The sequence below is a fragment of the Pseudomonas parasichuanensis genome, from assembly GCF_021601385.1.
GTDB classification, from domain to species: domain Bacteria; phylum Pseudomonadota; class Gammaproteobacteria; order Pseudomonadales; family Pseudomonadaceae; genus Aquipseudomonas; species Aquipseudomonas parasichuanensis.
In genome coordinates this window covers 102,457-121,814 of sequence record NZ_BQHO01000004.1, presented here as the reverse complement: position 1 = coordinate 121,814, position 19,358 = coordinate 102,457, and the positions used below count along the sequence as shown (strand labels likewise).

Below are 19,358 nucleotides of genomic sequence, written 5' to 3'. Positions count from 1 at the left end.
AGTACTTTTTTATTTTTAAGTTTGGATTTTCTAACGGCAGTCGAGAGAGTATCGACGTCACAGTATAGCGGTGAGCAGGATCAGATTTTGCAAAATAAGGGTAGTGTATGATTTGCTCTAAGTGCATTATGGATACGTCGGATCCTAATATTACTTTCGATGAAGCGGGTGTTTGCGAATATTGCAGCAATTTTGAGCGCAATATCAAACCCAGCTGGGATACCGGGGCTGCCGGCCAAGCACGTCTGGCGCAATTGGCGCACACCATCAAGGCGGCAGGTGAGGGCAAGGACTTTGACTGCATCATCGGCCTCAGTGGCGGCTTGGACAGCTCTTATGCCGCTTATATCGCCAAGGAGAAGATGGGCTTGCGCCCATTGCTGTTCCATGTTGATGCGGGCTGGAACACCGATCAGGCTGTAGGCAATATCGAAAAGCTGGTGGACGGGCTGGGGCTCGATCTTTACACGGAAGTGATCAACTGGGATGAGGTGCGTCGGCTTCAGACCGCCTTCCTGCGCGCAGGCATTCCTGATCAGGACCTGGTTCAGGACGCGGCGTTCTTTTCTGGCCTCTACAAGTTCGCACGTCAGCATGGCATCAAGCATATCATCACGGGCTCCAACTTCTCGACGGAGTGCTGCCGTGAGCCTGAAGAGTGGGGCGGCTACCTGGGCATCGACACGCGGCTGTTCGGTGATATCTGGAAACAGCACGGCGAGGGCCAGCTCAAGAGCTTCCCGCTGACCGATATTCTGATCTACAAGGTCTGGTATCAAAAGATCCTCGGGATGAAGGTCCATCATCCGCTTAACCTCGTGCCCTATGTGAAGCAGGAGGCGGAGGAGGAACTGGGTCGCTTATATGGCTGGCGTTCGTTCAAGCACAAACATCACGAGTCGCGCTTTACTCGGTTTTATGAAGACTACTGGTTGCCGCGGCGATTCGGCTTCGAAAAGCGCCGCGCGCATTTTTCCAGCCTGATCATGACTGGGCAGATGACCCGTGAGGCCGCACTCGAACGCATCGCCCGCCCGGAAATGGACGAGCATTTCCTCGAGCAGGAATTCGAGTATGTCGCGCACAAGTTGGGGCTGACGGTGGACGAGCTACGTGTGCTGTTCGACAGCCCGAAGAAAACCTATCGCGACTACAAGAACAAACGCTGGGTCATTGATTCCGGCGCGAGCCTGCTACGTGCGTTGGGCCTGGAAAAGAGGTTCTTCCGGTGATTCGTATCGTCGATTACGGCGTTGGCAACATCCAGGCCTTTCTTACCCTTTTCAAGCGTTTGGGCGTAGATGCCCAGCGTGCGACCTGTGCAGAGGCCCTAGCTGACGCCACGCGTCTTATCCTCCCTGGCGTGGGTCATTTCGATCATGCCATGCAGCGTCTCAACGATTCCGGGATGCGCGAGCGGCTGGAAGCGCTTGTGTTGGAAGAGAAGGTTCCGGTGGTAGGCGTTTGCGTGGGCATGCAAATGCTGGCTACCGGTTCGGAGGAAGGGCAGTTGCCAGGACTCAACTGGATACCGGGGCATGTGCGGGCCTTTGCCAGCCATCCCCAGGCGAAGGCGCTGCCCATGCCGCACATGGGGTGGAACACGCTCAATGTGCGCGAGGGCAGCACGTTGTTCGCGCAAGCTGCCGAGGAGGCGCCGCAGTTCTATTTCCTGCACTCCTATTATTTTGACGCGCAACACCAGGACGATGTGGCGGCCACGGCGCACTACGGCTTTGACTTTGATGCCGTGGTATCGCGAGGGCATATCCATGGCGTGCAATGCCATCCGGAGAAAAGCCATCATTGGGGCGCGCAGCTTTTGAAAAATTTTGCGGAGTGCTGATTGATGCTACGGCCACGAATCATTCCTTGTCTGCTCATACACCAGGGTGGCCTGGTCAAGACCCAGTTGTTCAAGGACCCGAAGTACGTGGGTGACCCGATCAACGCGGTCAAGATCTTCAATGAAAAAGAAGCCGACGAGCTTATGGTGTTGGATATCGACGCCACGGTCAGAGGGGTTGCGCCCAACTTCGACCTGATTGCCAAGTTGGCTGCCGAATGCCGGATGCCGTTGTGTTACGGCGGTGGGGTCACGACTGCGGCGCAAGCGGCTCGCATCATCGAGCTTGGCGTGGAGAAGGTCGCGGTCAGTGCCGCGGCGATTGCCCAGCCCGCCTTGATAACCGAAATGGCCAGGGCGGTGGGTAGCCAGTCGGTGGTCGCGGTGATGGATGTGCGCAAGAAAAGCGGGTTGTTCTCCAAGGGCTACCAGGTGTGCACGCATAACGCGCAAAAACTGCACAAGCTCGACCCGGTGGAATTCTCCAGGCAGCTGCAGGATGCTGGGGCGGGCGAGATCGTGATCAACTCGGTTGATCGTGATGGCATGATGCAAGGTTACGACATCGAACTGGCTGCGTCGGTCAAGGCCGCTGTCAGGGTGCCGGTTACCGTGCTCGGCGGCGCGGGAGCCCAGGAACATCTCGAGGATCTGATCAAGCGATTGGGTGTGGTGGGTGCAGCAGCGGGAAGCTTGTTCGTGTTCAAGGGGAAGTACCGGGCTGTGCTGATCAACTACCCGACTCCGGCTCAAAAAACGCAGCTTTGCCATAGCGCGTTGCAGAATTAAGAAAGGATGTAGAGATGTTCACTAACAAGGTGCTTTTGATTACCGGTGGTACGGGATCGTTTGGTAACGCCGTGCTTCGCCGTTTTATCGATTCTGGTTTTTCCGAGATCCGCATTTTCAGCCGGGACGAGAAGAAACAGGATGACATGCGCAAGCGTTATTCCAATACCAAGTTGAAGTTCTACATCGGTGATGTTCGCGATTATCAAAGCGTGCTCAATGCCACGCGGGGTGTCGATTACATCTTCCACGCCGCGGCCCTCAAGCAAGTGCCGTCGTGCGAGTTCCATCCCATGGAAGCGGTCAAGACCAACGTCATCGGTACCGAGAACGTACTGGAGGCGGCGATCCAGAACCAAGTGCAGCGTGTGGTGTGCTTGAGCACTGATAAAGCGGTCTACCCCATCAACGCCATGGGTATTTCCAAGGCCATGATGGAAAAAGTGATGGTCGCCAAGTCGCGTAACGTCGATGACAGCAAGACTGTTATCTGTGGCACGCGCTACGGAAACGTCATGGCATCCCGTGGCTCGGTGATTCCGCTGTTTATCGACCAGGTCCGGGCAGGCAAGCCGCTGACCTTGACCGACCCCAACATGACCCGGTTCATGATGACGTTGGGTGATGCCGTGGACTTGGTACTTTACGCCTTCGAGCACGGCAACAACGGTGATCTGTTCGTGCAGAAGGCGCCGGCCGCGACCGTGGAAACACTGGCGCGCGCACTGACCGGTCTGCTCGGTGTGCCAGAGCATCCCATCGAGGTGATTGGCACTCGCCACGGCGAGAAACTGTACGAAGCACTGCTCAGCCGAGAAGAAATGGCCTGCGCCGAGGACATGGGCGAGTACTTCCGAGTACCACCAGACCTGCGCGACTTGAACTATGCCAAGTTTGTGGAGCAGGGCGAAACCAAGATCTCCCGCACCGAAGACTACAACTCGCACAATACCGAGCGCCTGGAGGTGGCCGGTATGCAGCGTTTGCTGTTGAAACTGGATTTCATGCGTGCCATTCAACGCGGTGAGCACGCAACGCCCGAGGAATGAACATGAAGGTTCTGATTACCGGTGCCAATGGCTTCATCGGCCGCAATCTTGTCGTGCACCTGGGTGAGCGACAGGATGTCGAGGTGCTGTCCTTCACCCGGGACGATGCCCTGGAAAGCTTGCCGAGCCTTGTGGCGCAGGTGGAATGCATTTTCCACCTGGCCGGTGTCAACCGCCCTCAGGACCCTCAGGAGTTCCACCACGGCAACACCGACCTGACCGCCGCCCTGTGCGCAGCGGTCAAGGCCAGCGGGCGGAAGATAGCGGTGCTGTATGCCTCGTCCAGCCAGGCCGAGCTTGAGAATCCATACGGTGCCAGCAAGTTGGCTGCAGAACGGCTGCTGCTGGCAATGAGCGAGACACAGGGCTCGCCGGTGCATATCTTTCGCTTGCCCAACGTGTTCGGTAAATGGGCGCGACCTCACTACAACTCGGCAGTGGCGACGTTTTGCCACAACATCGGTCGGGACTTGCCAATCCAGATCAATGATCCTGCCGCACGCATGACGCTTGTCTATATCGACGATGTGGTTCGTCAGTTCATGGCGATCATGGACGGCGCGGCGCCCGACGGGCCTTACGTCAACGTTTTGCCGCAGTATGAAATGACGGTCGGGGCGTTGGCCGAGCAAATCCAGGCATTTCGCGACAGCCGCAAGACACTGGTGACTGAGGCGGTAGGCAACGGCTTGGTGAGGGCGTTGCACTCCACTTATCTGAGCTATCTGCCGCCAGAGCGCTTTACCTACGAGGTCCCGGCGTATAGCGACCCTCGGGGAGTGTTCGTGGAAATGCTCAAGACCCGCGATGCGGGGCAGTTTTCTTTTTTCACGGCGCATCCGGGTGTCACCCGGGGTGGCCACTACCACCACTCCAAGACGGAAAAGTTCCTGGTCATCAAGGGGCGGGCGAGCTTCTGCTTCCGGCACATTGTGACCGGAGAGTTCTACGAGCTGATCACCCAGGGTGACCAGCCGCAGATCGTTGAAACTGTACCGGGGTGGACGCACAACATCACCAATATCGGTGATGACGAAATGATCGTGGTACTTTGGGCCAATGAGATCTTTGACCGAGAACATCCGGATACCTACGCCCGGCCGGTCGGTAAACAAGCCTGAGCGGCGACAGGAATTTGCAATGAAAAAGCTGAAAGTAGTGAGCGTGGTGGGGACCCGCCCAGAAATCATTCGCCTATCGCGCGTGTTGGCGAAGCTGGATGAGCACTGCGACCATGTGCTGGTCCACACCGGCCAGAATTATGACTACGAACTGAACGAGATCTTTTTTCAGGATCTGGGCATGCGCAAACCCGATCACTTCCTCAACGCGGCGGGCGCATCGGGTGCCGAGACCATCGGCAATGTGATCATCGCCGTGGACCGCGTGTTGTCTGAAGTCAATCCTGAAGCGCTGCTGGTGCTGGGCGACACCAATAGTTGCATGGCGGTGATACCGGCCAAGCGCCGCAAGATTCCGACATTTCACATGGAGGCCGGCAACCGTTGTTTCGACATGCGGGTGCCCGAGGAAATCAACCGCCGCATCGTCGATCACACTGCCGATATCAACTTGACCTACAGCACGATCGCGCGTGACTACCTGCTGCGTGAAGGCCTGCCGCCGGATCGTGTGATCAAGACTGGCAGCCCGATGTACGAAGTGCTCAACCACTATCGACAGGGCATCGACGCCTCCGATGTGCTGGTTCGCCTGGGTGTCGAGCGGGGCCGCTTCTTCGTGGTTAGTGCGCACCGGGAGGAGAACATCGACTCCGACAAAAACTTCATGAAGCTGGTCGAGGTGCTCAACACCGTTGCCGAGACCTACGATTTACCGGTCATCGTTTCCACCCACCCGCGCACGCAAAAACGCGTCGACAGCCTGGGTATCGTATTCCATGACAACGTGCGGCTGCTCAAGCCGCTTGGTTTCAAGGACTACAACAAGCTGCAGATGGATGCCAAGGCGGTATTGTCAGATAGCGGCACCATCAGCGAAGAGGCTTCGATTCTCAACTTCCCGGCCTTGAACATTCGAGAGGCGCACGAGCGTCCCGAGGGCATGGAAGAGGCGGCGGCAATGATGGTCGGCCTGGAAATCGATCGTGTTCTGCAGGGGCTTGCCATCCTCGACAGCCAGGGCCGGGGCGAAAACCGCAGCCTGCGTCTGGTCGAGGACTACAGCATGCCTAATGTCGCAGACAAGGTCGTGCGTATCCTCCACAGCTATACCGACTACGTGAATCGCGTCGTCTGGAAGCAGTATTGAGTCAGATCGAGCGAACATGTCAGACACTTCTTTGAAGGTACTGGTGGTTTCCCAGTACTTCTGGCCAGAAAATATGCGGATCAATGACTTGGTCCGCGATCTGACCGCCAAAGGTCACCAAGTCACCGTCCTGACCGGGTTGCCCAACTACCCGGAAGGTAAGGTATTCGAACGCTTCCGAAAGAACCCGGAGGCGTTCGCGCACTATGAGGGTGCCGAAGTGATTCGCGTGCCGATGGTGTCGCGAGGGAAGCGTAGCTTCACACTGGTATTGAACTACCTGTCGTTCCTCCTGAGTGCTGCCACGCTGGGCCCATTCAAGTTGCGCGGGCGGCACTTCGATGCCGTGTTCGTGTACGCCGTATCGCCGATCCTGGCAGCCATCCCGGCCCTGGTCATCGGGCGCCTGAAGCGTGCACCGGTATTCGTCTGGGTGCTGGACCTGTGGCCCGAAACCCTGCGTGCGGTCGGTGTGGTCAAGCACCCCCGCCTGCTGGGGCTGGTCGGCAGGATGGTCTCGTGGATCTACAATCGCACCGACTACCTGCTGCTGCAGTCCCACGGTTTTTTCGACAATGTACGCCGATATTGCAGCCGCCCGATTGCGGAGGAGCGTCTGGTTTACTTCCCCAGCTGGGCGGAGGACGACTTTTCCCAGGCGTCGTTATCTGGCTCGGCGCTGATCCAGCGCGACCCCGAACAGTTCACTGTGGTGTTCGCCGGCAATCTGGGCGAGGCCCAGGACTTTCCCGCCGTGCTCGATGCCGCCGAAGCCTTGCGCGGCAAGGTGGCGGTGCGCTGGGTGATCGTGGGTGACGGGCGCATGAGCGAATGGCTTGGCGCCCAGGTCGCCTTGCGCAAGCTAGACAACGTGCATCTGCTCGGGCGCCATCCCCTAGAGGCGATGCCGGGGTTGTTCGCCCAGGCCGACGCGTTGCTGGTGTCGCTCAAGACCAATGATGTGTTCGAGCAGACTATTCCCGGCAAGGTTCAGGCTTATCTGGCATCGGGGCGGCCTTTACTCGGTATGATCAATGGCGAGGCCGCACGGGTGATCGAGGAGTCAGGCGCAGGTTATGCCTGCAACTCCGGCGATGCCGGTGGCCTGGCTACGATTACCCGCTCCCTGGCCCAGGCCAGTGAGGCTGAGCGGGTGGCCATGGGGCGAGCGGGGCGTGCTTACTACGAGCAGCGCTACGCCAAGGAAAAACTGATGACTCGCCTGGAATCCCTGCTGCGTGGCGCCTCGTTGCGAAGGACAAGTTGCTGATGAGTTCGATGGTGTTGTTGACGGGGGCTACCGGTTTTGTCGGCAGGGCCGTGTTGGCCGACCTCGTCGCCCGTGGCCATACGCTGCGCGCTGCGATTCGTGGGGCGACCCCGGCCGAGTTCGCGGCTACGGCGTTCGCGATCAAGGCGATCGACGGTGAGACCGACTGGCGGACTGCCCTCGACGGCGTCGAAGTGGTAATCCACTCGGCCGCCCGTGTGCATGTGATGAACGATACCGAGGCAGACCCCTTGGCGGCCTTTCGCAAGGTCAATGTCGAGGGCACCCTCAATCTGGCCCGCCAAGCGGTGGCCGCGGGCGTGCGGCGGTTTGTCTTCATCAGCTCGATCAAGGTCAATGGCGAAGGCACCTTGCCCGGGCGGCCCTATCGCGCGGACGACAGGCCGGCGCCTGCCGATCCTTATGGCGTGTCGAAAATGGAGGCCGAGCAGGGGCTGCGCGAACTGGCCAGGGATACCGGCATGGAAGTGGTGATCATTCGCCCCGTGCTGGTCTACGGCCCGGGCGTCAGGGCCAACTTCCTGGCGATGATGCGCTGGCTGGACAAGGGCGTCCCCCTGCCATTTGGAGCCATCCACAACCGCCGCAGCCTGGTCGCCCTGGACAACCTTGTCGACCTGGTGCGCACCTGCGCGAGTCATCCGGCCGCCGCCAACCAGACGTTCCTGGTCAGCGATGGCGAGGACCTGTCCACCACCAGCCTGTTGCAGCGCATGGCAAGCGCTCTGGGCAAGCCCGCGAGGTTGTTGCCCATTCCCGCTGCATGGTTGGCCTTCGGCGCGACATTGCTCGGGCGTCGTGCGCTCTCGCAGCGCCTGTGCGGCTCGCTGCAGGTCGATATCGAAAAAACGCGTTCGCTGCTCGGCTGGACGCCGCCGGTGAGCGTGGACCGGGCGCTGGCGCAAGCCGCCCACCATTACCAGGAACACATGAACAAATGACTCAATGGTGGCTGGCACCGCTGGTGCTGCTGATCTCTCTGCTCATGACCGCAGGTTTGCGCCGCTATGCGCTGGCCAGGAGCATCATCGACATTCCCAATGCGCGTAGCTCCCATGTGGTACCAACGCCCCGTGGTGGCGGCGTGGCCATCGTGGTCTCGTTCCTGCTGGCACTGGTGGGGCTCGGCGCTGGCGGCCTGCTGGAGGCGCATGCCGTGTTGGCTGTCGCCGGCGCGGGTGGCCTGATCGCGATCATCGGCTTCATGGATGATCACGGGCATATCGCCGCGCGCTGGCGGCTGCTGGGGCACTTCATCGCCGCAGCCTGGGGGCTGTTCTGGCTGGGAGGCCTGCCGCCACTGACCGTGTTTGGGGGCGAGATCGATCTTGGCTGGGCGGGCTCGATCATTGCGGCGGTTTACCTCGTCTGGCTGCTCAATCTCTACAACTTCATGGACGGAATCGACGGCATTGCCAGCGTGGAGGCCATTTGTGTCTGCCTGGGTGCCTGTGGGGTGTACTGGCTCGGTGGCTACGAGCAACTGATGGTGTTGCCGGTGATCCTGATCATGGCGGTAGGCGGTTTTCTGTATTGGAATTTCCCGCCTGCCAAGATCTTCATGGGTGACGCCGGCAGCGGTTTTCTCGGCATCGCCCTGGGGCTCCTGTCCCTGCAGGCGGCCTGGGTGTCGTCTGAGCTGTTCTGGTGCTGGTTGATCCTGCTCGGCGTGTTCATTGTCGATGCCACGTTCACCCTGATTCGTCGACTGTTGCGTGGCGACAAGGTCTATGAGGCGCACCGCAGCCATGCCTACCAGTTCGCCTCGCGGCGCGTAGGTGGGCACCTGCCTGTGACGCTGGCGGTGGCGCTGCTGACGCTATGCTGGTTGTTGCCGGTAGCGGCCTGCGTCATGCTGTTCGACATCGATGGATTCGTTGGCCTGCTCGTGGCCTACGTCCCGCTGGTAGGGCTGGCCTTGGCCTACAACGCGGGCGGCGTCGAGTAACCCGCTCAGTCGGGCTCGCGTGTCCTCACGAACAACCAAGATTTGCTCAGATAGGGACAGTAAAGGTGTACGAAAGGGGCTGTGAAAGAATGCGGGCATTTCTGCTGGGGCTGCCGCGCGCCAAGAAGCGAATGATCCAGGTGCTGGCCGATGTGGTGCTGGTGTGGCTGGCCATGTGGCTCGCCTTCGTGGTCCGCCTGGGGTTCGTGGAGTCCATCGAGCTGGCCCAGGACCACCTCTGGCTGTTCGCCTGCGCGCCGTTGGTGTCGATTCCGCTGTTCATCCGGTTCGGTATGTACCGAGCTGTGATGCGCTACTTCGGCAACGACGCGCTGATGGTCATCGTCAAGGCGGTGACGCTGTCAGCATTGATTCTCGGCCTCGTGGTCTACTGGTCGGCCAATCATCAGTACCTGGTGCCGCGTTCGGTCATCTTCAACTACTGGTGGCTGAGCCTGGTATTGATCGGCGGGTTGCGCTTGGCCATGCGCCAGTATTTTCTCGGTGACTGGTTTGCCGCGGCTCAGCACATACCCTTCAGCAATCGTGACGATGGCCTGCTTAAAGTCGCAATCTACGGCGCAGGCTCTGCAGGCAACCAACTGGTGGCAGCGTTGCGGATGGGCAAAGTGATGCGCCCAGTGGCGTTCATCGACGATGACAACAGTATCGTCGGGCGGATAATCGCCGGTCTTCATGTTTATAAGCCCCGCCAGATCGAGCGCATGATCGAAGAGACCGGTGCCCAGGAATTGCTGTTGGCCGTGCCGTCGATCAGCCGTACGCGCCGGCGCGAAATCCTCGGGTTGCTCGAAGGCTACCCGTTGCATGTTCGCAGCGTGCCGGGCTTCATGGACTTGGCCAGTGGCCGGGTCAAGGTCGATGACCTGCAAGAGGTGGATATCGCCGACCTGCTGGGTCGCGATGCCGTGCCAGCCCAGGCCGACCTTCTCGAGCACTGCGTAAAGGGCAAGACGGTGATGGTGACCGGCGCAGGCGGCTCGATCGGCTCGGAGCTATGCCGGCAGATCCTGGCGCTCAAACCCAGCACGTTGCTGCTGTTCGAACACGGTGAGTTCAACCTCTACAGCATCCTCTCCGAGCTGGAAGCCAGTGCCCAGCGCACATCGATGCCGACCCGTATCTTGCCGATCCTTGGCTCCGTGCGTAATCCGGCGCAGTTGTTCGATGTGATGAGCACCTGGGGGGTGGACACGGTCTATCACGCGGCGGCGTACAAACATGTGCCGCTGGTCGAGCACAATATTGCCGAAGGTGTGCTGAACAATGTCATGGGAACCCTGAATGCGGCCCAGGCGGCCCTGCAGGCAGGTGTGTCCAACTTCGTGCTGATTTCCACCGACAAGGCCGTGCGTCCGACCAATGTGATGGGGAGCACCAAGCGCCTCGCAGAGATGGTGCTGCAGGCGTTGAGCCGTGAGCAGGCCCCCGTTTTGTTCAATGATCCGGCCAATGTTTCGCGGGTCAACAAGACGCGTTTTACCATGGTGCGCTTCGGCAATGTGCTGGGGTCTTCCGGTTCGGTCATTCCGCTGTTCCACCAGCAGATCAAGGCGGGTGGGCCACTGACGGTGACTCATCCGAAGATCACCCGGTACTTCATGACCATCCCTGAAGCGGCGCAACTGGTGATCCAGGCGGGCTCCATGGGGCAGGGCGGCGACGTTTTCGTGCTCGACATGGGTGAGCCGGTGAGGATTGTCGAGCTGGCGGAGAAGATGATTCACCTCTCTGGTTTGAGCTTGCGCTCGGAGAGCAACCCGCATGGCGACATAGCCATCGAGTTCAGCGGGTTGCGCCCCGGAGAAAAGCTTTACGAAGAGCTGCTTATCGGCGATAACGTGGTATCTACTCGGCACCCGATGATCATGAGTGCTCAGGAGGACTATCTCTCGTGGGAGCGTTTGAAGGAGCGTCTGGAGCTGCTGCTCAAGGCGATTTCCGGCGATGATTATGGCCAGGTTCGACAACTTTTGCGGGAGGTGGTCAGCGGCTACGCACCAGATGGTGAGATTGTCGATTGGATCTATCAGCAACGTCGGCAGGAGCCGTGATGGGTGGGCAGATGCTTTGCCTGGCCTTGTTGAAAGTAACGATTGGCGCTTCACGCCACTCGGATTAATCTCTGTTATTCTGATTATTCGAGGCTGACGCTAGCAGTCGAGAGATGTCAAAAAGCTATCATTTGGAGATGCGCGGATTAGGTATCCTGTCGTGTACACGGTGGGTCAAATAATAATGGTAGCCAACCCCCGGATATCCTGAACATTGGGTAGCCGTTAAGGAATCAAATATGGAATTGATCCCGGTAATTCTCTCGGGCGGCGTGGGAAGTCGCTTGTGGCCAGTATCGCGTGAGGCGCATCCAAAGCCTTTCATGGCATTGCCTGATGGGCAGAATCTTATTCAGAAGACCTTTCTGCGTGCGGCCCGGCTTGAAGGTGTTGTAGAAGTTCTGACGGTTACCAACCGTGAGTTATTGTTCAAGACTGAAGACGAATACCGCGCAATCAATAGCCAAGGTCATGCCCAAGGCTTCATTCTCGAACCGTTTGGTCGCAACACCGCAGCTGCCGTCGCCGCCGCGGCCCTGCAGTTGGCCGAGACCCACGGCCCCGATGCAAACATGTTGGTGTTGGCCGCAGATCATCTTATTCAGGACGAAGCGGCATTTTCTGCCGCCGTGAATAAGGCGGTGGCGCTGGCAGGTCAAGGGTGGTTGGTTACTTTCGGAATAAAGCCCCAGTATGCCGAAACCGGCTTCGGTTATATTGAAGCGGCCAAGGCTGGCCAGCTTGATGGTGCTATGAAAGTTGCGCGTTTTGTCGAAAAGCCCGATGCCAAAACCGCTGAAAGTTATATTGCTGCCGGTAACTATTTCTGGAACGCTGGCATGTTCTGCTTCCGCGTAGGCTCGGTATTGGAAGAGCTTCAGGAACATGCGCCCGACGTATTGGCAGCCGTTGCAGAAACCTTGGAGGCATCGCGTCGATCGACGTCTGTAGGGTATAGCTGCTTGTCGCTCGATGCTGACAGGTTCGCGAAAGTGCCGGATATTTCCATTGATTATGCGTTAATGGAACGTTCGCACAAAGTAGCCACCATCCCATGCGATATTGGATGGAGCGATATCGGCTCATGGAATGCCGTCAGTGAGCTGACCGTGGCTGATGCTCAGGGCAACCGCTTCGAAGGGGAGGTCCTGGCCTACGGTTCGTCCAATAACTACGTCAACAGCGAAGATCGTCTGACCGCTTTGGTGGGGGTTCAGGACCTGCTTGTGGTAGACACCCCGGACGCTGTGCTGATCGCTCACAAGGACCACGCCCAAGATGTGAAGCACATCGTCAAGCAGCTGAAATGCAATGGTCATGCCGCGCATTTGTTGCACCAGACCGTGCACCGTCCGTGGGGTACCTATACCACCCTGGAAAAAGGTGAGCGTTTCAAGATCAAACGCATCGTCGTGAAACCCAAGGCGTCCCTGTCGTTGCAGATGCATCACCATCGTAGCGAGCACTGGATTGTCGTCAGTGGTACTGCGGTGGTCCTCAACGATCAGCAGGAGCTGATGTTGCATACCAATGAGTCCACCTTCATACGCGCTGGACATAAGCATCGCCTGCAGAATCCGGGTGTCATCGACCTTGTACTGATCGAAGTGCAAAGTGGTGATTACTTGGGTGAAGACGACATTGTTCGCTTCGAAGATAACTATGGTCGAGTGGGCCAATTAAAGTAAGGGGCACGCGACTTTCAATCGCCCTGGGAGCTACCATTTATCAATAATGGTGCATGGCGATCGCTAAAGGGGCAGGGCTTTCGTCCTGCAGTCATAGATAGGTCGGTTGCCTCCCTATGAACTTAGTTGTTTGAGGCCTAAGCTTCCCGCCTTGCGAAGTTTGTGAGCTGGTCTTTTCGCAGTCGAGCGAAGGAATTTATGTAGGGTGGATCGAGCGACCGCGATGGGGCTGTAAGGAGGGGGCGTCATGCGAAAGTGCATGTTGTTTGAGCATTGTTTTTAGTGTTGGCGTCGTTCAGTAGAGTCATTGGTACGGGTGGTGATATTTATTTCTGTGCTGATTGTTGTGGTGAGCCGTTTAAGAGTTGTTGCGGTTGAAGGCGCGCATTTCTAGCCCTTTTGGCGCTAGCCTTCGGTCGATAGCGCTATGAAGATCCTAGCGCTATGGTGTATGTTCTGTAGCTTTCAGAAGCCAGCTCGCCGCCACAGAGGTCAGATCAGCAAGCTGAGTGCAGTCGCCTGGAGCTACTTTCAAAAGGCATGATGAATGGTGATTCCTGTAACCATATTTTGTGAGGCGAACAGTGAGTGCTCACTGACATCTCTGAGGGGACGGATGCTTGCTGCTTGCTTAAGATATTCAGATTGCACGAATGCGGCCGAGAGGCCTTTTCTGGAGGCGGCAGGGCGGAAGGAAGCACACGCCGTGAACATTCCCGGCAGTCACAAACCATCTAAGATGCTGCAGCCCAAGCGTAGTAGTACGATCACGCGAAAGCGTTACGAGGGGGATGTGAGCAAAATAGATCGCTGCGATTATCATGTGCTCCATATAGAGAGTCCATTTAGCAGGGCGGAGGGAGCGTTTTTCGCTTTTATTGTTGCGTCTGGTTATCAACCAGTTGTTTGCGAGGAATATGGTCGTGTCGATGCCAGTCGTTAATAATAACTCTACGCGGTTTAGTGTGGTTGTGCCAACGTTCAACTCGGCGAAAACCTTGTTGTTGACACTAGAGTCGCTGCGCAGCCAATTTTGGTCAAATTTAGAAGTCTTGATTGTAGACGGTTTGTCTAGCGATAATACAGTTGAGATTGCTAGGTCGTTTTGTGGTCTGGACTTGAAGATTATATGTGAGCCGGATCAAGGGATCTATGATGCCATTAATAAGGGCGTGGCAAACGCCACTGGCGACCTCATCTGTGTAATCGGTTCGGATGACCGACTGGCTATAGGCGCATTACAAGCAGTTCATGATGCTTGGATGGTTTCTAAAACCGATATCGTTGCTGGCGGTGCATTGTTAGAGTCCCCTGAGGGAGTTGCTACACTTCGCGTGGATGAGCATTACGGCGTGGGTGCACTGGTCAGTGGAATCCCATTTTGTCACAACAGTATGTTTGTGACTTCCGGCGCATACTTGAGCGTTGGCAAATACGACCTGAATTACAAGATTTGTGCTGATGCAGATTGGGTGCACCGGTCTATTCGAATGGGCTGTACTTGCGCCCGTATTGACAAGCCGCTGGTTCATTTCAGTCTGTGTGGTACTTCGTCGGTAAATGACGAACTTATAATGGCTGAAACCTACGCGGTGATAGCTTCGAATTTCCCTGGTCTCTCACTTGATGATGCGGAAACACTTTTCAAGGCTGTTAGGCGTTGGACTGATGACTCTCAGGTAGCAGACGTACTGGGTAGAAATTCTGACAATTTAATGCTTGCACAGGCCGTCGCGACTGGACTGTATTCTGGCGCTACAATTGAGGAGGCCGGCGGCGTGCGAGTAAGTCGGTTGGGTAACTCATTAACAGTGCGGGTGTTGCGTAAAATTCAGCGTCTTTTCCGCCTTCGGAGTGAGAATTATTAATATGTCAATCTCATTCATTATTCCAGCATATAATTCTCAGGCTAGTCTGAAGAAATGTCTTGATTCGATACTGCAGCAGCCCTATGACCAGTACGAAATTATTGTTGTAAACGATGGCTCTACGGATGGTACGCAAGAGATTATCGAAGAATATCTCCGGTTGGACGGTCGGATAAAAACAATCTATCAGGAAAACTCCGGGCAAGGTGCAGCACGTTCTAACGGCCTCGCCTTGGCGCGTGGCGATTATGTCTGGTTTGTAGATAGTGATGACTGGTTGCTTCAAAGCGTTTTGCCTCGCTTGAGCCGATTGTTGTCACAAATCGATCCCGATGTTTTGGTTACTAACTTTGAATATGTATTTGACCATCAGCCTGCGGTGCCTTCGAGCTTGGTGCCCCAACATTTGGCGGGCAAGGTTCTGTGCCCAACAGAAAATGCTGGTGATTTCGCTGCTATTTCGTGCTGGAATACTCCGCCCTGGCGTCTTATTGCCCGGCGTAGTCATTTGATAAAGCATGACATCACTTTTGCCCACGGTGTTTTCTACGAAGATCACCCATTCGCGATACACTTGATGCTGACGGCCGCGCGTGTCTACGTAGATGCGGGTATAACTTATGCTTATTATCAGCGTGCAACATCTACCACAAAGACTAACGATCAAAAGGCGTTTGATTTTTTGGTTGTGCGCAAGTTGTGTCTTGAGCTGTTTAAGCGTTTCAATCAGTACGAAAAACTGGCGCCTATCGTCGCAGGTTATATATTGCCAGCAAATTTCTTTTCGGCACATGTTGCTACACCCTACCAGCAAGAATTTATCGAGCGTCTTCATCAGGACATGGATCCAGAAGACCTTGAGTTCGGTGAAAAGCACGGGGATTGGTCCAGTCAGTTGTTTGCTAAAGCTGTTCGCAGTAAGGATCCTTCTGTAATCGGTAGAGCGCTTGATACGCAGCGAATTCGAATGAAATATAGTCGCGCCGGTGCTCGGCGTCTCATTGCTCGGATCAAGAAAGCTGTAGTGCACAGAATTGTTGGGCGGTTGCAGTCGCTGAAACAGTTTTTGTTAAATCCAGCGCGGCATTTGGGGATAGATGCTAGCGGGTATCGATTCCTCAGTGCTGGTGCAGGGGTTCGAGTTGAACCGATTTACATCGATGTTCGGGTTAGTGTGGAAAACAGGCCGTATGTCAAAGTGGGTGACTATAGCCATGTTGGCGGAACCTTTGTTTTTGAGCGTGGTATAGGGTCTGTCACAATTGGTGAGCGTAGTTCCATTGGTAGCGGTTGTAAGTTTATTTGCGCTCAAGAACGAGGTATCCACATTGGTAGCAATGTGATGCTGTCATGGGATTGCACAGTTATGGACTCGAACGCGCATTCGCTCGATCCAGACATTAGAGCCAATGACGCCTATGACTGGAAGGTCGGTGTTGATGCGGGCCGGATGGGGGCTTACAAGGATTGGTCGCAAGTAGCCTCGGCGCCGATTTACATTGAGGACAATGTTTGGGTTGGTTTTGAGTCTGTCATCCTCAAAGGCGTTCGCATCGGCAAAGGGTCCGTTGTTGGGGCCCGCTCTATGGTGACTCGTGATGTTGCTCCGTTCTGTGTTTATGCAGGATCCCCGGCGCGGTTTGTTAGTTTCGTTCCACGAGACCGTTGGGCCTGGGAGGAAATTATTCAAGCGGCTCAGGGCGACCCCAGTCTAGAGAAAACGCTCATTGAATCCTATCTCCACACCGATCTTATGGGTTCACTTCGTCGCTATATGGCAACAGAAGAGTTCACTCAAACGCTCAATGAGTTTAGGCAGCATTCACCGCACGCGAGATCTGTTTTGGATGTCGGTGGGGCGGGGGGGGTAATGGCGATTGCATTCGCGTTGTCTGGCTACCATGTAACTCTTGCCGAACCCTCCACCGATGAGATTGTAGGGGTTGGTGCCGCTAGAAAACTGCTGGAACTTGCAGCGGCCCAAATCGATGTGACAGTAGTTGATCGCGTTAAAATTGAGCCGTTGCCGATCGAATTACTGAGCGCGACGGAGTTGTACGATATCGTCTACTGTCGTCAGGTCGTTCATCACTTTAGAGACCCTGTGATTGCATTGAAAAAAATTGGCACTCTCATGCAGGATGATGCGACTGCGTTTTTTGTTCGAGAGCATGTGGTATTTGATGATGCCGATATGGAATTCTTTTTGGCAAACCATCCGTTCCACCGGTACACCGGAGGGGAGAATGCGTATCGTCGAGAGGAGTACTGTGACTTCATTGATAAGGCAGGCCTGGCGCTGGTAAAAGAATACAAATTTGCTGATAGTCCAATAAATTATTTCCCTCACTCTGAGCAAACGGTGGCTAGCTTTGATGAGCGGCAGATAGCGGGCCGCCCGTATACATACATAGTCCAGAAGAAAAAGGCTGAGGCATGAAAGTTTTAGTTCTTGGAATTCACGGGTTTATTGGTCGACATATCGCTGACTTTTTATCAGGCTTGGGCCATCAGGTTGTTGGTGCTGACCTTGCGTTAGTGGGGGATGGTGATTACTTTAGTGTTGATCCGTGCAGTCCGGACTTTGAAGGGTTGTTCAGAATTGCACAGTGCGATGTTTGTATTAACTGCACCGGCGCCGCTAGTGTGCCCGAATCATTCGTAAGTCCGTTGCATGACTATACGTTAAATACAGTGCGCATTGCGCAAATGCTTGATGCGATTCGTATCGTTTCGCCTCGTACAAAATTCGTTCACTTTTCAAGCGCGGCGGTCTATGGCAATCCATCTAGTAGTTTGCCGATTAGAGAGTGCGATAAGCTTGAGCCTTTATCCCCTTATGGTTGGCACAAAAGGAGCGCTGAGGAAATTTGTCTTGAATATTCTCGGCTGTTTTCCGTGCAAACCATATCCTTGCGGGTATTCTCGGCTTACGGTGCTAATCTAAGAAAACAGATTTTTTGGGATATTTACAAAAAATCTATAGAGTGCCCTCGGGTCGAGCTGTTTGGTACGGGCGAAGAAACACGGGATTTCATCTATGTGGCTGATATCGCTCAGGCCTTGCATGTGCTGCTTTCTCGTGGAGAGTTTGATGGGCGTGCGGTGAACGTTGCCAGCGGCACGTCGACCACAATCAAAAATGCCGCTACTACCTTGTTGAGTGCCCTTGGAGTGCATAAGGACGTTGTATTTTCTGGTGCTGAACGCGCGGGAGATCCTACTCGTTGGCAAGCTGATGTCTCGTACCTTAAGAGTCTTGGTTTTGTCCCCCAGGTTGATCTTAACGCCGGCCTGGAACATGTTGCTATTTGGCTGAAGTCGCTCTGAATCGATGGTTGTTGGAGGTTATGTGTTGAAGCGTCCGGTCATTGGCATTCCTTTCAATTATGACGAGAGTTGGATCGGTGGTACGTATTACATTAAAAATCTCGTTAGCTCTTTGAATCTAATAGGTAGTGATGAACAGCCTGACGTATGGATTATTTGTCATTCGCAGGCGTCATTTGATTTCATTAAAAAAGAAACGGGCTATTCACGCCTTAACTGGATTAGGCCTGAATTGATTGAGGGGGTTGATGGTGGAATTTCTCGAAGGATAAAGGTGCTTTCTTGGTTGGTGCCGCGTTTATGGAAAAGAAAGCTGCATTTTGATTTGATCTATCCCTATCCGATTGATAGCAAGCATCAGCAGACCGCCTGTTGGATTCCAGACTTTCAGGATAAGCGGTTGCCAAGTTTCTTTAGCGAGGACGAGCTAAAAGCTAGAGAAGTACAACATCGCTCCTATTTTAATGGTTTTCGACATCTCGTTTTCAGTAGTCACGCAGCGCAGTTCGATTTTGAAGAATTCTATCCAGAAGCACGCGTTCAAAAGCATGTAGTGCACTTTGCAACATTCGAACCGCTTTCTCCATCTTTGGATTCTTCGAGTGTCTTGGGTCGATATGATCTGCCGGAGCATTTTTTCTATTGCCCGAATCAGTTCTGGATTCATAAGAATCATGAAACCGTCATTGATGCAGTGAAGTTACTAAAGGATCGCGGCGTTGATGTTGTGGTAGCTTTCTCAGGGAAGGAGCATGATCACCGTGCGCCGGAGCACACAGCTAAACTTCGACAAAAAGTTGAGCGACTGGGTTTGGCATCCAATGTCCGTTTTCTAGGGTTTATCCCCCGCGAAGATCAAATGGTGATCTTCAAGTGCGCAGCAAGCATTGTTCAGCCGTCGTTGTTCGAAGGGTGGTCGACAGTAGTTGAGGACGCAAAGTCGGTTTCTCAGTACGTTATCGCCTCTCGCATACCTGCCAATGTAGAGCAGGCTAATGAGAATATTGAGTTTTTTGATGCTACTGACTCGATGGCCTTAGCTGCGCTCATCGAGAAATATGCAAAGGTGCCGCCGGTGCGTAAAGAGCTTGACTACAGACGCTGTCAGCAAGAATTCGCCGACTCCTTCATGGGTGTCGTTCGTTCCGTCATGAACACCTCCGGGTCTTGAGAGGTAGCGCGTGGGTACAGGGCTATTCAGTG

15 protein-coding genes are annotated in these 19,358 nt (G+C 55.2%); all 15 read left to right on the top strand.

The window, feature by feature from the left end; all coding sequences use genetic code 11:
• Window positions 1-107: 107 nt before the first annotated feature.
• Entirely contained in the window at window positions 108-1,232 is a 1,125-nt protein-coding gene (locus L6D77_RS04920) for an N-acetyl sugar amidotransferase (protein WP_269807411.1), read from the top strand.
• Window positions 1,229-1,846: an imidazole glycerol phosphate synthase subunit HisH gene (gene hisH / locus L6D77_RS04915; RefSeq protein ID WP_236170007.1), complete on the top strand. Its 618-nt coding sequence runs from the start codon at window positions 1,229-1,231 to the stop codon at window positions 1,844-1,846. The genes L6D77_RS04920 and hisH overlap by 4 nt, the downstream gene beginning before the upstream one ends.
• Before the next feature lie 3 nt (window positions 1,847-1,849).
• The gene (locus L6D77_RS04910) at window positions 1,850-2,635 is read left to right on the top strand and encodes an AglZ/HisF2 family acetamidino modification protein (protein ID WP_232882312.1); all 786 of its coding nucleotides are present in this window, start codon (window positions 1,850-1,852) and stop codon (window positions 2,633-2,635) included.
• A 14-nt stretch (window positions 2,636-2,649) separates the two neighbouring features.
• Window positions 2,650-3,684 carry a polysaccharide biosynthesis protein gene (locus tag L6D77_RS04905; protein WP_232882311.1) on the top strand — a complete coding sequence of 345 codons (1,035 nt, stop codon included), beginning with the start codon at window positions 2,650-2,652 and terminating at the stop codon, window positions 3,682-3,684.
• A gap of 2 nt (window positions 3,685-3,686) precedes the next feature.
• Window positions 3,687-4,805 carry a UDP-2-acetamido-2,6-beta-L-arabino-hexul-4-ose reductase gene (wbjC, locus tag L6D77_RS04900; RefSeq protein ID WP_232882310.1) on the top strand — a complete coding sequence of 373 codons (1,119 nt, stop codon included), beginning with the start codon at window positions 3,687-3,689 and terminating at the stop codon, window positions 4,803-4,805.
• A 19-nt stretch (window positions 4,806-4,824) separates the two neighbouring features.
• Window positions 4,825-5,955 (top strand): non-hydrolyzing UDP-N-acetylglucosamine 2-epimerase, encoded by a 1,131-nt coding sequence (wecB, locus tag L6D77_RS04895; RefSeq protein ID WP_236170006.1) that lies wholly within the window; start codon window positions 4,825-4,827, stop codon window positions 5,953-5,955.
• A 16-nt stretch (window positions 5,956-5,971) separates the two neighbouring features.
• A complete protein-coding gene (locus L6D77_RS04890; RefSeq protein ID WP_232882308.1) occupies window positions 5,972-7,225 on the top strand; it encodes a glycosyltransferase family 4 protein in 1,254 nt (417 codons plus the stop codon).
• Window positions 7,225-8,187, top strand: coding sequence for a UDP-glucose 4-epimerase family protein (locus L6D77_RS04885; protein WP_232882307.1), 963 nt, complete (start codon window positions 7,225-7,227; stop codon window positions 8,185-8,187). The genes L6D77_RS04890 and L6D77_RS04885 overlap by 1 nt, the downstream gene beginning before the upstream one ends.
• Window positions 8,184-9,194, top strand: a complete 1,011-nt coding sequence (locus L6D77_RS04880; protein WP_232882306.1) for an MraY family glycosyltransferase — start codon at window positions 8,184-8,186, stop codon at window positions 9,192-9,194. Before L6D77_RS04885 ends, L6D77_RS04880 begins: the two co-directional genes overlap by 4 nt.
• An 89-nt stretch (window positions 9,195-9,283) precedes the next feature.
• Window positions 9,284-11,269: a polysaccharide biosynthesis protein gene (locus L6D77_RS04875; protein WP_236170005.1), complete on the top strand. Its 1,986-nt coding sequence runs from the start codon at window positions 9,284-9,286 to the stop codon at window positions 11,267-11,269.
• A 239-nt stretch (window positions 11,270-11,508) separates the two neighbouring features.
• Window positions 11,509-12,957: a mannose-1-phosphate guanylyltransferase/mannose-6-phosphate isomerase gene (locus tag L6D77_RS04870; RefSeq protein WP_236170004.1), complete on the top strand. Its 1,449-nt coding sequence runs from the start codon at window positions 11,509-11,511 to the stop codon at window positions 12,955-12,957.
• Between the two features lie 929 nt (window positions 12,958-13,886).
• Window positions 13,887-14,825, top strand: a complete 939-nt coding sequence (locus L6D77_RS04865; protein ID WP_236170026.1) for a glycosyltransferase family 2 protein — start codon at window positions 13,887-13,889, stop codon at window positions 14,823-14,825.
• Window position 14,826: 1 nt separating this feature from the next.
• Window positions 14,827-17,265: a glycosyltransferase gene (locus L6D77_RS04860; protein WP_236170003.1), complete on the top strand. Its 2,439-nt coding sequence runs from the start codon at window positions 14,827-14,829 to the stop codon at window positions 17,263-17,265.
• Window positions 17,262-18,155, top strand: a complete 894-nt coding sequence (locus tag L6D77_RS04855) for an NAD-dependent epimerase/dehydratase family protein (protein ID WP_236170002.1) — start codon at window positions 17,262-17,264, stop codon at window positions 18,153-18,155. Before L6D77_RS04860 ends, L6D77_RS04855 begins: the two co-directional genes overlap by 4 nt.
• A 25-nt stretch (window positions 18,156-18,180) precedes the next feature.
• Window positions 18,181-19,326, top strand: a complete 1,146-nt coding sequence (locus L6D77_RS04850) for a glycosyltransferase (RefSeq protein WP_236170001.1) — start codon at window positions 18,181-18,183, stop codon at window positions 19,324-19,326.
• Window positions 19,327-19,358 lie beyond the last annotated feature (32 nt).